The sequence below is a fragment of the Streptomyces sp. NPDC033270 genome (assembly GCF_055576575.1).
The window spans coordinates 43151-56933 of the sequence record NZ_JBVIRA010000002.1 but is presented as its reverse complement, the minus strand read 5'-3'; the positions used below and the strand labels follow the sequence as shown (position 1 = coordinate 56933).

The 13783-nt window shown below is 74.6% G+C and carries 6 protein-coding genes; 1 reads left to right on the top strand and 5 read right to left on the bottom strand.

Annotated features, from left to right (window positions below; genetic code table 11):
* Positions 1 to 69 precede the first annotated feature (69 nt).
* From nudC to ACZ5XZ_RS03690, 5 genes are all read right to left on the bottom strand, one after another.
* The gene (nudC, locus tag ACZ5XZ_RS03710) at positions 70 to 1005 is read right to left on the bottom strand and encodes an NAD(+) diphosphatase (RefSeq protein ID WP_384439120.1); all 936 of its coding nucleotides are present in this window, start codon (positions 1003 to 1005) and stop codon (positions 70 to 72) included.
* Between the two features lie 109 nt (positions 1006 to 1114).
* Entirely contained in the window at positions 1115 to 2515 is a 1401-nt protein-coding gene (locus tag ACZ5XZ_RS03705) for a dipeptidase (protein WP_468974282.1), read from the bottom strand.
* Positions 2516 to 2525: 10 nt separating this feature from the next.
* Positions 2526 to 6254 (bottom strand): ATP-dependent helicase, encoded by a 3729-nt coding sequence (locus ACZ5XZ_RS03700; RefSeq protein WP_468974280.1) that lies wholly within the window; start codon positions 6252 to 6254, stop codon positions 2526 to 2528.
* Between the two features lie 90 nt (positions 6255 to 6344).
* Positions 6345 to 9776, bottom strand: coding sequence for an ATP-dependent helicase (locus ACZ5XZ_RS03695; RefSeq protein WP_468974278.1), 3432 nt, complete (start codon positions 9774 to 9776; stop codon positions 6345 to 6347).
* A 215-nt stretch (positions 9777 to 9991) separates the two neighbouring features.
* Positions 9992 to 10411: an MGMT family protein gene (locus tag ACZ5XZ_RS03690; RefSeq protein WP_468974275.1), complete on the bottom strand. Its 420-nt coding sequence runs from the start codon at positions 10409 to 10411 to the stop codon at positions 9992 to 9994.
* Between the two features lie 221 nt (positions 10412 to 10632).
* Here ACZ5XZ_RS03690 and ACZ5XZ_RS03685 point away from each other — a divergent pair, with 221 nt between their 5' ends.
* Entirely contained in the window at positions 10633 to 13656 is a 3024-nt protein-coding gene (locus ACZ5XZ_RS03685) for a lysylphosphatidylglycerol synthase domain-containing protein (protein ID WP_468974273.1), read from the top strand.
* The last annotated feature ends 127 nt before the right edge of the window (positions 13657 to 13783 follow it).

Genomic DNA, 13783 nt, shown 5'->3' with positions numbered 1-13783 from the left:
GGTTCGGTGTGAGTTCGCGCACAGGGCCGTCGGCCGGTCCCGGTGAGGGAACCGGCCGGCGGCCTCTGCTCACGGCTTCGGCAGCGGCTTGCCGTACCAGAGCTCGATCAGGCGGGCGGCGATGGAGATGCCGTACGGCGGGAGGACCTCGCCGGATTCGAAGGCGGCCCGCAGGTCCTCGCGGGAGAACCAGCGAGCCTCCTCGATCTCCTCGCCGTCCACCTGGATCTCGCAGGATGTGGCGCGGGCCATGAAGCCCAGCATCAGGCTGGAGGGGAAGGGCCAGGGCTGGCTGGCGACGTATTCGACGTCGCCGATGACGACGCCCGCCTCCTCGAAGACCTCGCGGGCCACGGACTGCTCGATGGACTCGCCCGGCTCGACGAAGCCCGCGAGGGTGGAGAAGCGCCCTTCGGGCCAGTGGACCTGGCGCCCCAGAAGCGCGCGGTCCTCCTCGTCGGTGACCAGCATGATCACGGCCGGGTCGGTGCGCGGGTAGTGCTCGGCGCCGCAGGCCGGGCAGCGGCGGATATGGCCCGCGGCCGCGATGACGGTCCGCTCGCCGCAGCGGGAGCAGAAGCGGTGCAGACGCTGCCAGTTCTCCAGGGCGACGGCGTGGACGAGGAGGCCGGCGTCCCGCGGGGACAGCAGCAGCCCGGCCTCGCGCAGGCCCGCCGGGCGCGCGGACTGGTCCATGCGGCCGGGCAGCGCGTCCTTCTGGAGGGCGAAGTAGCTGACCCCGTCGTCGTCCGTGCCGAGGTAGTAGCGGTGCGCCTCGGTCAGCGGCGCCTCGAAGGACGGCGTCATGATCAGTTCGGTGCGGCCGTCGGGGGTGTCGTCGATCAGCGCCTGGCCTCCGGATACCACGAAGACGCGGGTCGTCGGGTGGCTCCAGGCCGCCGCCAGCCAGGCCTCGTCCAGTCGGTGGTGGGCGGAGCGATCGATTCCGCTCGGCGCGCTGAAGGTGAGCGGCCGGTCGGTGGTGTGGTCGGTCCAGGTGGTCACTGCTGTTTCCAACTCCCCCTATGGCGTGGGTGATTGCTGCGTACGGTCGCGGAGCGGTGCGGCGATGGGGGTACCTCCCGTGCCCTCAAGGCTACGGGGGCGAGCGCGGTCAAGCCGTGCGCCAGTTCTCCGCCAGGTCCCCCCACAGGTGGGCGGCGGTCTCGACGCCCTTCATCAGCAGGTCGAGCTCGACCTTCTCGTTCGGCGCGTGCCAGCCGTCGGAGGGGACGGAGATGCCCAGGAAGAGGACCGGGACACCCAGGACGTCCTGGAGGTCGGCGGCCGGCCCGGAGCCGCCCTCGCGAGTGAAGCGGATCTTCTGTTCGAAGGCGCGTCCCATGGCGCGGACCACGGACTGGAGCGCGGGGTGGTCCAGCGGCGTGAGGCAGGGCCGGGTGGCGCCCCAGAAGGTGATCGTGTGGCGGATGCCGGCCGGGAGGCGGGCGGCGACCCAGTCGCGTACGGCCTGCTGGACGGCGGCCGCGTCCTGGCCCGCGACCAGCCGGAAGGAGAGCTTCAACTGGGCGGAGGACGGGACGATGGTCTTGCCGCCGGGGCCCTGATAGCCGCCGCCGATGCCGTTGACCTCGGCGGTGGGGCGGGCCCAGATGCGCTCCAGGGTCGTGCTGCCGGCCTCGCCGAGCGCGGCGTGGGAGTGCGCGGTGCGCAGCCACTCCGCCTCGTCGAAGGGCAGCTCGGCGAAGAGCTCGCGCTCGCGGTCGGTGAGCTCGATCACGCCGTCGTAGAACCCGGGAACGGCGACGCGGCGGTCGCCGTCGTGCAGGGCGGCGGCCAGCCGGGCGGCCTCGGTGGCGGGGTTGGGCACGGCGCCGCCGAACGAGCCGGAGTGGATGTCCTGGTCCGGGCCGTGAAGATCGATCTGGCAGTCCGTCAGCCCGCGCATGCCGGTGCAGACCGTGGGGGTGTCCCTGGACCACATGCCGGTGTCGGAGACGATCACCGCGTCGCAGGCGAGGCGGTCGGCGTGCTTGTCGATCAGAGCCGGGAAGTTCGGGGAGCCGGACTCCTCCTCCCCCTCGATCAGCAGCTTGAGGTTGACGGCGGGGGCGCTGCGGCCGGTCGCGGCCAGGTGCGCGCGCACGCCCAGGGTGTGGAAGAACACCTGGCCCTTGTCGTCGGCGGCGCCGCGGGCGTAGAGCTTGCCGTCGACGGTCCGCGGTTCGAAGGGGTCGGTGTGCCAGCCGTCCTCGCGGGCGGCGGGCTGGACGTCGTGGTGCCCGTAGACGAGCACGGTCGGCGCGGCGGGGTCCCCGGAGGGCCACTCGGCGAAGACCGCGGGCAGGCCGTCGGTCTCCCAGATCTCGGTGGTCGGGAAACCCGTGTCGGTGAGCTTCGCGGCGAGCCATTCGGCGCTGCGGCGCACATCGCCGGCGCGCTCCGGGTCGGCGGACACCGAGGGGATGCGCAGCCAGTCTGCGAGGTCGTCGAGGAAGGCTTCGCGGTGGCTGGTGATGTACGCGCGGACGGCGTTGTCCGGGGTTGTGCTCATACGGCCGAGCCTATCGGCCTTCTGGGGGACGCCGGTCGGCGGTCTCACCGAGCAGGATCCGTTCGAGACCGGCCCGGCCCGGCAGGCGGGCGGGCCTGACCAGCTCACCGCTGCGGACGTAGAGGAAGGCGGCGCCGACGGCGGACGGGGGCAGGCCGTAGCGCTCGGCCCAGGCGAGGCGGTAGACGGCCAGCTGGAGGGGGTCGGCCGTCCGGTCGCGGCCGGTCTTCCAGTCGATGATCTCGAAGCGGTCGCCGTCGGGGCCGCGTTCCTTGTAGACCGCGTCGATGCGGCCGCGGATCACCCGCCCGGCGAGCGTCAGCTGGAAGGGGGCCTCGATGCGGAACGGTGTGCGGTGGGCGTACGGGGTGCGGGCGAAGGCCTCCTTCAGGGCTTCGAGGTCGTGTTCGTCGGCGATCGGGGGGTCCTCGCCGTCCTCGGCGCCGGGCAGTTCGTCGGGGCCGAGCAGCGGCAGGGTCAGCTCCTCGAAACGGGACTCGACCCAGGCGTGGAAGCGGGTACCGCGGCGGGCGCCGGGCTGGGGCGGGCGCGGCATGGGGCGGGCCAGCTCGCGGGCGAAGCCGTCGGGGTCGGCGGCGAGGCGGAGCAGCTGGGTGGCGCTGAGCGCGGCGGGCAGCGGGACCTCGCGGACGCTCGCGCGAGAGCGGCGCAGCTCGGCGGCGAGCGCGTCCAGATCGCGGTCCCAGGAGCCGAGGATGCGGCGCTCCTCGGGGAGGAGGGTGTGCGGCGGGGCGCCGCCGTGGCCGGGGGCCGGGACAACGGGGCCGATGGGGGCGGATCCCATGGGGGCGGGCTCGGCGAGGCCGGGCTCGGTGGGGGCGGGGTCGTCGGGATCTGGTCCGGTGCGGCCGGGCTCGGCGGAGCGTTGGGCGATGATCCGGGGGCGGGGCGGGGCGGCGTCGGCGTCGGCGTCGGGGGCGACGTACGGCGCAGTCCCGTTCGACGGGTCCGCTTCGAGAGCCCCGTCGAACAGGTCGGCGTCGAGCGCCTCGTCATAAGGGTCGGCGTCGAACGGGTCGGCGTCGGGAGCCTCGTCGTACGGGGGGAGCTCGTCGAACGGGTCGGGCTCGGGCAGGTCGTCGTACGGGTCGCCGGGCTCCTCCGCCGCGTCGTCCGCCGGTGGCGGCGGCCACTCCGGGTCGTGCGCGGCGAGCGGCGCGGGCGCGGAAGCGGGGGCGGGCGCCGTCGGGCCGGCGCGGCGCGCCAGATGGGCGCGGACCCTGGCCGCGGCCTCGCGGCGGCGGGCCATGGCCGTGGGGTCGAGGGGCAGCGGCCAGGCCTGTTCCGCGGCGGCCTCGGCGAGGGCGGGGTTCTCGGCACCCTCTTCGGGGGGCTCGGCCCAGAACTCGATCTCGCCGTGCCCCGCTTCGCAGTGCTCGCGCAGCGCCTCCAGGAAGACCGACGGGCCGCGGGGGCGCTTCTGATGGGGGCCCCACCAGTGGCCGGAGCCGAGCAGCAGGGAGCGGGGGCGGGTGAAGGTGACATAGCCGAGGCGGAGTTCCTCGGTCTCCTGGTGGTGCTTCATCGCCTCCTTGAAGTCCTTCAGGCCTCGGGCGGCCCACTCCTCGACGTCCGGGAGGGTGGCCGCGTCGCCGCGCAGGGCGTGCGGCAGGACCTTGGCGCGGGCGGTCCAGGACTCGCGGGCCTGTTCGCTGGGGAACTGCTTGGCGACCAGACCGGGGACGGCGACCACGTCCCACTCCAGGCCCTTGGATTTGTGCGCGGTGAGCACCTTGACGGTGTTGTCGCCCCCGGGGAGGGAGCTGTCCAGGCCCTTCTCGTACTGGACGGCGGTGCGCAGGAAGCCGAGGAAGGCCAGGAGCGAGGCGTCGCCGTCGAGGGATTCGCCCCCCTGCTTGGCGGCGAAGCCCGCGGCGATGTCGAGGAAGGTGCCGAGCGTTTCGCGGCGGCGGGCGGCGAGGGCGTGCGGGGACGCGGAGAGCTCGACCTCCAGGCCGGTGACGGCGAGGATCCGGTGGAGGACGTCCATGAGCGGATCGCCCAGGGAGCGCCGCAGATCGCGCAGCTCGGTGGCGAGGTAGGCGAAGCGGACCCGCGCCTCGGCGGAGAACGGGAGGCCGTCGGCGGGCCCGTCGGCCTCCAGGAAGGTGTCGAGGGCGTCGGCGAGCGAGATGGTCTCGGCCGGGTCGACGCCCTCGACGGCCTCGGCGAGACGCTGTGCGGGATCGTCGGACGGGCCGCCGTGGTGGACCAGCGCGCGGGCACGGCGGCCGAGCAGGGCCAGGTCGCGGGGGCCGATCCGCCAGCGCGGGCCGGTCAGCAGGCGGACCAGGGCGGCGTTGGCGGTGGGGTCCTGGAGGACCTCGCAGACGGCGACGAGGTCGGCGATCTCGGGCAGATGCAGCAGCCCGGAGAGGCCGACGACCTCCACGGGGATGTCCCGGGCGACCAGTTCGCCCTGGATGCGGGCGAAGTCGGCGGCCGTCCGGCACAGTACGGCGATCTCGCCGGGCGGGGTGCCGGTGCGGACGAGATGGGCGAGGGAGTCGGCGAGCCACCCGAGCTCCTCGGCGTGGGTGGGCAGCAGGGCGCAGCGCACGATGCCGTCGCGCTCGGCCCCGGGGGCGGGGCGCAGCGCCTCGACGCCCTCGTGCATGCCGCGCAGGGGCGCGGCGAGGTCGTTGGCGAGCGCGAGGAGGCGGCCGCCGCTGCGGCGGTTCTCGCTCAGGGCGTACCGGCGGGCGGGCGTGCCGTCCGCGAAGGGGAAGTGGGCGGGGAAGTCGTCCAGGTTGGCGACGGAGGCACCGCGCCAACCGTAGATGGCCTGGCAGGGGTCGCCGACGGCGGTCACGGCGTGGCCGGTGCCGGAGCCGAACAGGCCGGACAGCAGCAGCCGTTGGGCGACGGAGGTGTCCTGGTACTCGTCGAGCAGGACGACCCGGAATGCGTCGCGCAGGATCCGGCCCACCTCGGGGCGGGTCGTGGCCAGGGTCGCCGAGTAGGCGATCTGGTCGCCGAAGTCGAGCAGATCGCGGCGGCGCTTCTCGCCGCGGTAGGCGGCGACGAGATCGAGCAGCTCCAGGCGGCCGCGGGCGGTTTCGGGGACCTTGCGCAGGTCGGCGTTGCTGAGCTTGACGCCGTCGAGGGCGGCCAGGAGGGCGGTGTCGTGGGCGCGGAGCCGGGCCGGGTCGACGAGGTGCTCGGCCAGCTCGGCGTCCAGGGCGAGGAGGTCCTCCACGAGGGAGGGCAGGGAGGTCGTCAGGGACGGATAGGGGCCGGGGGCGGCGCGCAGGGTGCGCGCGGCGAGCTGGAAGCGGGTGGCGTCGGCGAGCAGCCGGGCACTGGGCTCCAGGCCGATGCGCAGGCCGTGGTCGGTCAGGAGCTGGCCGGCGAAGGCGTGGTACGTGGAGATCCGGGGCTCGCCGGGAGGCTGGTCGGCGGGGGTGCCGCCGTCGGCCTGCGGGAGGGCGTCCGGATCGGTGACGCCGGCGGCCAGCAGCGCGGCCCGCACCCGCTCGGCGAGCTCGCCGGCCGCCTTGTTCGTGAACGTCAGCCCGAGGACCTGCTCGGGGGCGACCTGGCCGGTGCCCACCAGCCACACCACCCGCGCGGCCATGACCGTGGTCTTTCCGGAGCCGGCTCCGGCCACGATGACCTGCGGGGCGGCCGGGGCGGTGATGCACGCCGTCTGCTCCGGAGTGAACGGGATGCCCAGCAGCTCCTTGAGCTGCTCGGGGTCGGTGATGCGGGCTGACACAGCCAAAACCGTAACGGGCGGCACTGACAATCGCCGCCGGCGGTGGCATCCGTGCAGGTCACAGCCCATTCCCCGACGGCCTCGGCCGGCTCACTCCACCACGTGCCGGCCCTCCGGCTGCGCGCTGCACGAGGCCCGGAAGGTGCAGTGGGCGCAGTGCGTCCCGGTCGTGGGCGTGAACCGCTCCTCCAGCACGCGACCCGCCGCGGTGGCGAGCAGCTCGCCGACCCACTCGCCGCTCCCGCCGTTCTCGCCGTTCTCGCCCTGCTCACCGCTCCCGCCGTCCAGCGGCGGCTGCGCCTGTACGGCCGGCAGTGCGTCGCCGCCCTCCTTCCGGGGCGCGCCGAGGCGCAGATGCACCAGCTCGGCGCCGCCCGCCTCGGGGGTGCGCCCGTCGAAGACCTCGTCGACGGCGCCCTCGCGCACCGCGAGCTGGTAGACGGCGAGCTGGGGGTGGCGGGCGACCTCCGGTCCGGTCGGCTTCTGCTTGCCGGTCTTGAAGTCGACGACATACGCCCTGCCCTGCGCGTCCCGGGAGACGTGGTCCATGCTGCCGCGGATGCGGACCTCATAGGCGCCGGCCCGCAGCGCGACGTCGAAGCCGTGCTCGGTGGCGACGGTCTCGCGGCCGTGGGTCTCGCGCTCCATGACGTGCCAGCGCAGGAAGCGCTCCAGGGCGGCACGGGCGTTGTCCTTCTCCTGGCGGGACTTCCAGGGGGCGTCGAAGGCCAGCGCGTCCCATACGGAGTCCAGCCGCTCCATCAGGACGGTCAGATCGGCGGGTGTGCGGCCGGAGGCGACCTCGTCGGCGAGCACATGCACGACGTTGCCGAAGCCCTGGGCGGCGCTGGCCGGGGTGTCCGCCTTGACCTCGCGGCCCAGGAACCACTGCAGGGAGCAGGTGTTGGCGAGCTGGTCGAGGGCGCTGCCGGACAGGACCACGGGCCGGTCGCGGTCGCGCAGCGGAACGGTGCTGCGGGTGGGTTCGGCAAGGCCCCACCAGCTGTCGGGGTGGGCGGCCGGCACCAGGGGCCGGTGGTCGTCGTCGTGCAGGGCGGCCAGCTTGGCGAGCCGCTCGGCGGCCGCCTCGCGCAGCGCGGGACTGGCGGCCGGGTCGACGGTGGTGGCGCGCAGCTCCGCGACGAGCGCGGCGACGGCCAGCGGGCGGCGCGGGCGGCCGGTGACGTCCTGGGGGGTGACGCCCAGCTCGGTGAGGAACCGGGAGGGCTGGTCGCCGTCGTCGGCGGCGGCCTTCACGGCGGTCACCACAAGGCGCTCGCGGGCCCGGGTGGCCGCCACGTAGAACAGCCGGCGTTCCTCGGCGAGCAGCGCGCCCGGGGTGAGCGGCTCGGCGAGGCCGTCGCGGCCGATCCGGTCGGCCTCCAGGAGCGAGCCGCGGCGGCGCAGGTCCGGCCAGAGCCCCTCCTGGACGCCGGCGACGACGACCAGCCGCCACTCCAGGCCCTTGGCGCGGTGTGCGGTCATCAGCCGTACCGCGTCGGGCCGGACCGTGCGGCGGGTGAGGGTGTCGGCGGCGATGTCCTGGGCGTCGAGCTCCTCCAGGAAGTTCAGCGCGCCGCGGCCGCCGGTGCGTTCCTCGGCGCGGGCCGCGGTCTCGAAGAGGGCGACCACCGCGTCGAGGTCGCGGTCGGCGTTGCGTCCGGCGGCGCCGCCGCGCCGGGCGGTCCGCTCCAGGCGCTGCGGCCAGGGGGTGCCGTCCCACAGCTCCCACAGCGCCTGCTCGGCGGTGCCGCCGCCGACGAGCAGTTCGCGGGCCTTGCGCAGCAGCAGGCCGAGCCGCTGGGCGCCACGGGCGTAGGCGGGGTCGTGCGCAACCAGGCGCTCGGGTTCGGCGAGCGCCCGGGCGATCAGCTCGTCGGAGGGGCGCGGCAGCGGCTGCCCGGCGGCGCGCTCCTCCTCGCGCAGGGCGCGGCCCAGACGGCGCAGGTCGGTGGCGTCCATCCCGCCGAGAGGGGAGGTCAGCAGGTCGAGGGCGGTCTCGGCGTCGAGCCGGCGGGGGGCGGCGGCCTCTTCGGTGGCCTCTTCGGTGGCCTCTTCGGTGGCCTCTTCGGCGGACCCGCCCGCCGCGTCCAGCGCCGCCCGTGCCGCGGCCCGCAGCGCCGTCAGCAGCGGGGCGACGGCCGGTTCGTGGCGCAGCGGCAGATCGTCGCCGTCGATGTCGAGCGGCACCCCGGCGGAGGTGAGCGCGCGGCGCACGGCGGGGATCGAGCGCCCCCCGGCGCGTACGAGGACGGCCATCTCGCCCCAGGGCACGCCGTCCTCCAGGTGGGCGCGGCGCAGGATGTCGGCGACGTTGTCCAGTTCGGCGCCGGGCGTCGGGTACGTGAACACCTCCACCCGGCCGCCCTCGCGCACGGCGGCCGGCTCGCGGTGGGCGCGTACCTGCCGGGCCGGGAGGCGGGTGAGCGGCATCCGGCGGGTCAGCGACCGGGTGGCCGCGAGCAGCTCGGCGCCCGAACGCCGGGAGGTGCCCAGGACCGCCACCGGGGCGGGGGTGCCGTCGCCGCGCCGGAAGGTCTCGGGGAAGTCGAGGATGCCGTTGACGTCCGCGCCCCGGAAGGCGTAGATCGACTGGTCGGGGTCGCCGAAGGCGATCAGCGTGCGGCCCGGGGAGCCCGGCCGCCCGGCCGCGCCCTGATTGCCGGCGAGCGCCCGCAGCAGCCGCACCTGCGCGACGTCGGTGTCCTGGTACTCGTCGACGTAGACGGCGTCGTAGGCGGCGGCCAGCTCGGCCGCGACCTCGGCGCGCCCGGCGAGCAGGACCGCGCGGTGCACCAGCTCGGCGTAGTCCAGGACGCCCTGGCCGTCCAGGACGTCGAGGTACTCGGCGAGGAAGCCCGCCGCGGCGCTCCAGTCGGGCCGACCGGTGCGCCGGGCGAAGTCGCCCAGGGCGTCCGGGCCCAGGCCCAGTTCGCGGCTGCGGGCCAGCACCGCGCGGACCTCGTCGGCGAAGCCCCGGGTGGTCAGGCAGGCCCGCAGCTCGTCCGGCCAGCTGATCCGGCCGCGGCCGGCGCCGGCCAGCTCCGCCTGCCCTTCGAGCAGCTCGCGGACGACCAGGTCCTGCTCGGGTCCGGACAGCAGCCGCAGCGGATCGGCGAACAGGTCGGCGTCCTGATGGGCGCGGACCAGGGCGTAGCAGAACGAGTGAAAGGTCGTGGCCTGCGGAATGAAGCTGGTGCGCAGCCGCGCCGCGAGCCGGTCGCGGAGCGCCACCGCGGCCTTCCGACTGAAGGTCAGGACGAGGATGCGCTCGGGGTCTGCGCCCGCCCGCACCCGGCGCGCCACCGACTCCACCAGCGTCGTGGTCTTGCCGGTGCCCGGCCCGGCCAGCACCAGCAGCGGCCCCTGGCCATGGTCAACCACGGCGCGCTGGTCTGCGTCCAAGGCAGGAGGATCCACCCGCTCCGGTGGCGTACGCACCAGTCGGTACGCACCGGAGGCGTCCCGCCGCTCCGCCCGGTAGGGCTGCGTCGGCGGGGCGGCCGAGAAGGAGGAACTCACGTGGATCGCCGGTCCTGAGGAGGGTGCTGGTCGTGGTGCGGATGCGGTGCGGGGCGCGCCGCGGTGCGGGGAGCCGGCCCTGCGGCCGGTCCGGCCGGGTGCCGTACGGCGGGGCGGCGGGGGCGGCCCGTGCCGTGGCGGCAGTGCCCGACGCTACGCCAGAAGCCGCGCGGGCCGCAGTCCGTCCCCCGGCCCCCCGCGCGCTGCCGGCGCGGCTACGGCTCCCCGGCGCCCTCCTGGCGCCCGTCCCAGCGGGCGCGCCGGAGGTCGAGCCTTGGTATGTGGTCCACTGCGGATCCGGGCGCCGCGCGCAGCGGTGTGCCCTCGTCCCGATAGTGCGCGAGCGCGCGCAGTTCGCTACCGGGCAGCAGCCGGCCGTCCGCGCGCACGACGCGCCACCAGGGCACCGCGCCGCCGTAGAGCGCCATCACCCTGCCGACCTGTCGCGGCCCGCCCACCCGTCGCCCATCGCCGCCCTTCGCCGGAAGCTCATCGGGCTGCCCCTCTTCATGGAGCCACTCCGCGACATCGCCGTACGTCATCACCCGGCCCGCCGGGATCAGCTCGGCGACGGCCAGGACCCGCTCCGCGTACTCGGGCAGCTCACCCGCCGCCCCATCTCCGGTCCCACTCATTCGGTCCATCCTGCCGCACGGCGCCGACAATGGGACCGGACACACGGTCCCGCACCACCTCGGAGGTCGGCGGCAGGGTGCCGCCCGCCGCGGCACGGGCGGGGTGACACCCGCTCCCGGACGGCAGCGGGGGACGAGGTTCCGCTTCCCGTACCCCCGAAATGCACCCTGATGCCCTCCTCCACCGGTCGGTCGTGCCACCATCTTCCGGACGGTGACTGGTGATACGAGATCAAGAAGAGACGGCCGAGCAGGGTGCAGCGCCTCCACGGGAGGCGGGCGCCCCTGACGCTCTGCCCGTCGACGCCACCGACCCCGCCCCCGACCCGGCCGCACCGACCGAGCGGCCGCAGCGGCGGCAGGTGGCACCAAAGGGGAAGCACCAACGGAGGCCGGCCACGGCTTCCGCTACCGAAAAGGCGAGCACGATCAAGAAGGCCGAACGACCCGGGGCGTCTGAGAGGCCGAAAGGGCCCGCGGAGCCCGAACCACCCGAGGGGCACAAGGAGGAGCCGGACACCGAGCAGCGAGGCGACCAGGACGAGCAGGTCGAGCACGGCAAGGACGCCGAGCCGGTGTCCGGCACGGCCCGGGCCAGGGCCCGTACGGGCTCGCACCGCGCCGACCTGAGCGCCGACGAGCACGGCGAGTTCCACGTCGACCGGGTCTCCGGCGACGAGCCGCTGCTGCCCGCCCGGGTGCACCGGCCCGCCGACCTGCTGCGGCTGCTGCTCGGCATCGCCGGGATCGCCCTGGTCCTCGGGCTCGCCACCTTCGCCCACGGCACCACCGCGGGCCTGGCGCGGGACATCGGCACCGGCGCGAAGGCCGCGCCACCGCTGCTGATCAACCTGGCCGGGCTGACCTCCAGCGTCCTGGTGCTGATCGTGCCGGTGGCGTTCGCCGTCGAGCGACTGATCAAGCGGGACGGGCTGCGGATCGCGGACGGGGTGCTCGCCGCCGTCCTCGCCCACGGGGTGTCGCTCGCCACCGACCTGTGGGTGGCCGAGTCCGCCCCCGCCTCCATCCGGGTCGCCCTGACCCAGCCACTGGCGAACGGTTCGCTCTCCGCCCCGGTGCACAGCTATCTGGCACCGGTGATCGCCTATATGACGGCGGTGGGGATGTCCCGGCGGCCGCGCTGGCGGGTCGCGATGTGGGTCGTGGTGCTGCTGGACGTGGTCGCGGTGCTGGTCGGCCGGTACACCACCCCGTTCGCGATCATCACGACGGTGCTGATCGGCTGGACCGTCGCGTACGGCACCCTCTACGCCGTCGGCTCCCCCAACGTCCGCCCCACCGGCCAGAACCTCCTCGCCGGGCTGCGCCGGGTCGGCTTCCACCCGGTCAGCGCGATGCGCGCGGAGGACGCCCAGCACGCCGACCAGACCGAGCAGAGCGACCGCGGCCGCCGCTACATCGTCACCCTGGAGGATGGCCCGCCGATCGACGTCACCGTCGTCGACCGCGAGCAGCAGGCCCAGGGGTTCTTCTACCGCGTCTGGCGGCGACTGTCGCTGCGCGGCATCAACCAGCGCCGCAGCCTGCAGTCGCTGCGCCAGGCCCTGGAGCAGGAGGCGCTGCTGGCGTACGCGGCCATCGCGGCCGGCGCCAACGCGCCCAAGCTGATCGCCACCTCGGAGCTCGGCCCGGACGCGGTGATGCTGGTCTACGAGCACATCGGGGGCCGCACCTTCGACTCGCTGGCCGACGAGGAGATCACCGACGCGCTGATGCACAGCGCCTGGCGGCAGGTCGAGGCGCTGCAGTCGCGGCGGATCGCGCACCGCCGGCTGGTCGGCGACGCCCTTCTGGTGGATCGTTCCGGCAACATCGTCCTGACCGAGCTGCGCGGCGGTGAGATCGCGGCCGGCGATCTCGTCCTGCGGATGGACATCGCCCAGCTGCTGGCCACCTGCGGGCTGCGGGTGGGCGCCGAGCGCGCGGTGGCCGCCGCCGTGGAGGTGCTCGGCCCGGACGCGGTCGCCGACAGCCTGCCGCTGCTGCAGCCGATCGCGCTCAGCCGCACCACCCGCGCCACCCTGCGCCAACTGGCCCGGGAGCGCTCCAAGCGGGAGCGGGAGGCGGTGCTGGCGGCGTCGCAGGCCGCCAAGGAGGCGCGGGAGGCACGCGAGGCGGAGGGCCCGAAGGACCGCAGGGCGATACGGGCCGAGCGGCACGCGGAGAAGAACGCCGAGAAGCGGGCCCTGGACGAGGCCTCCGAGGAGGCCCGCGAGGAGGATCTGCTCGCCCAGATCCGCCGGCAGGTCCTGCTGATCCGGCCCACCGCGGTGATCGAGCCGGCGAAGCTGGAACGGCTCAGCCCGCGGATCCTGATCAGCTGGATCGCCGGGGCGTTCGCCGCGTACCTGCTGCTGTCGCAGCTGACGCACTTCAACCTCGACGACGTCTTCAGCAGGGCCCAGTGGTGGTGGGTGCTGGTGGCGATGTTCTTCTCGGCGCTGACGTACATCGCGGCGGCGATGAGCCTGCTGGGCTTCGTCACCGAGAAGGTCGGCTTCGTCAAGACCGTCGTCGCGCAGATCGCGGGCAACTTCGTGAAGCTGGTGGCGCCCGCGGCGATCGGCGGAGTCGCGCTCAACACCCGCTTCCTGCAGCGTGCCGGGGTCCGGCCGGGCCTGGCGGTGGCGAGCGTGGGCGCCTCCCAGCTGTTCGGCCTGGGCAGCCACATCCTGCTGCTGCTGACCTTCGGCTATCTGACCGGCATGCAGAGCAGACAGGACCAGTTGTCGCCGTCCCGTACGGTCATCGCCGGTCTGCTGACGGTGGCGGTGCTGGTGCTGGTGGTGACGGCGGTTCCGGTGCTGCGGAAGTTCGTGGTGACGCGGCTGCGGTCGCTGTTTGCCGGTGTGGTGCCGCGGATGCTGGACATCCTGCAGCGCCCGCGGAAGCTGATCACCGGCATCGGCGGGATGCTGCTGCTGACGGCCGCGAACGTGATGTGCCTGGACGCCTCGATCCGCGCGTTCGGCGGCGGCGACCAGCTCAGTTACGCCAGCATCGCGGTGGCCTTCCTCGCCGGCAACGCGCTGGGGTCGGCGGCGCCGACACCGGGCGGTCTGGGCGCGGTCGAGAGTGCGCTCATCACGGCGCTGACGCTGGGGGGCCTGGGCGGCGACATCGCCTTCCCCGCGGTGCTGCTGTTCCGCCTGATGACGTTCTGGCTGCCGGTCCTGCCGGGCTGGCTGGCCTTCACCCACCTGACGCGCAAGGGCGAGATCTGAGCGGGCCGTGGGCGACGAGCCCCACGCACCACGAAGGCGCCGGTCCGTACCGCACGGACCGGCGCCTCGACGTTCGGCAGTAATGGGGTAGTCGACCAGCTTCTCTTGCTCTCCCCTTTTTTCTCCC

What these genes read in the sequence shown, in the direction of transcription:
- ACZ5XZ_RS03705 (WP_468974282.1), bottom strand. Translation starts at nt 2,515, where the DNA reads ATGAGCACAACCCCGGACAACGCCGTCCGCGCGTACATCACCAGCCAC.
- ACZ5XZ_RS03690 (WP_468974275.1), bottom strand. Translation starts at nt 10,411, where the DNA reads ATGAGTGGGACCGGAGATGGGGCGGCGGGTGAGCTGCCCGAGTACGCG.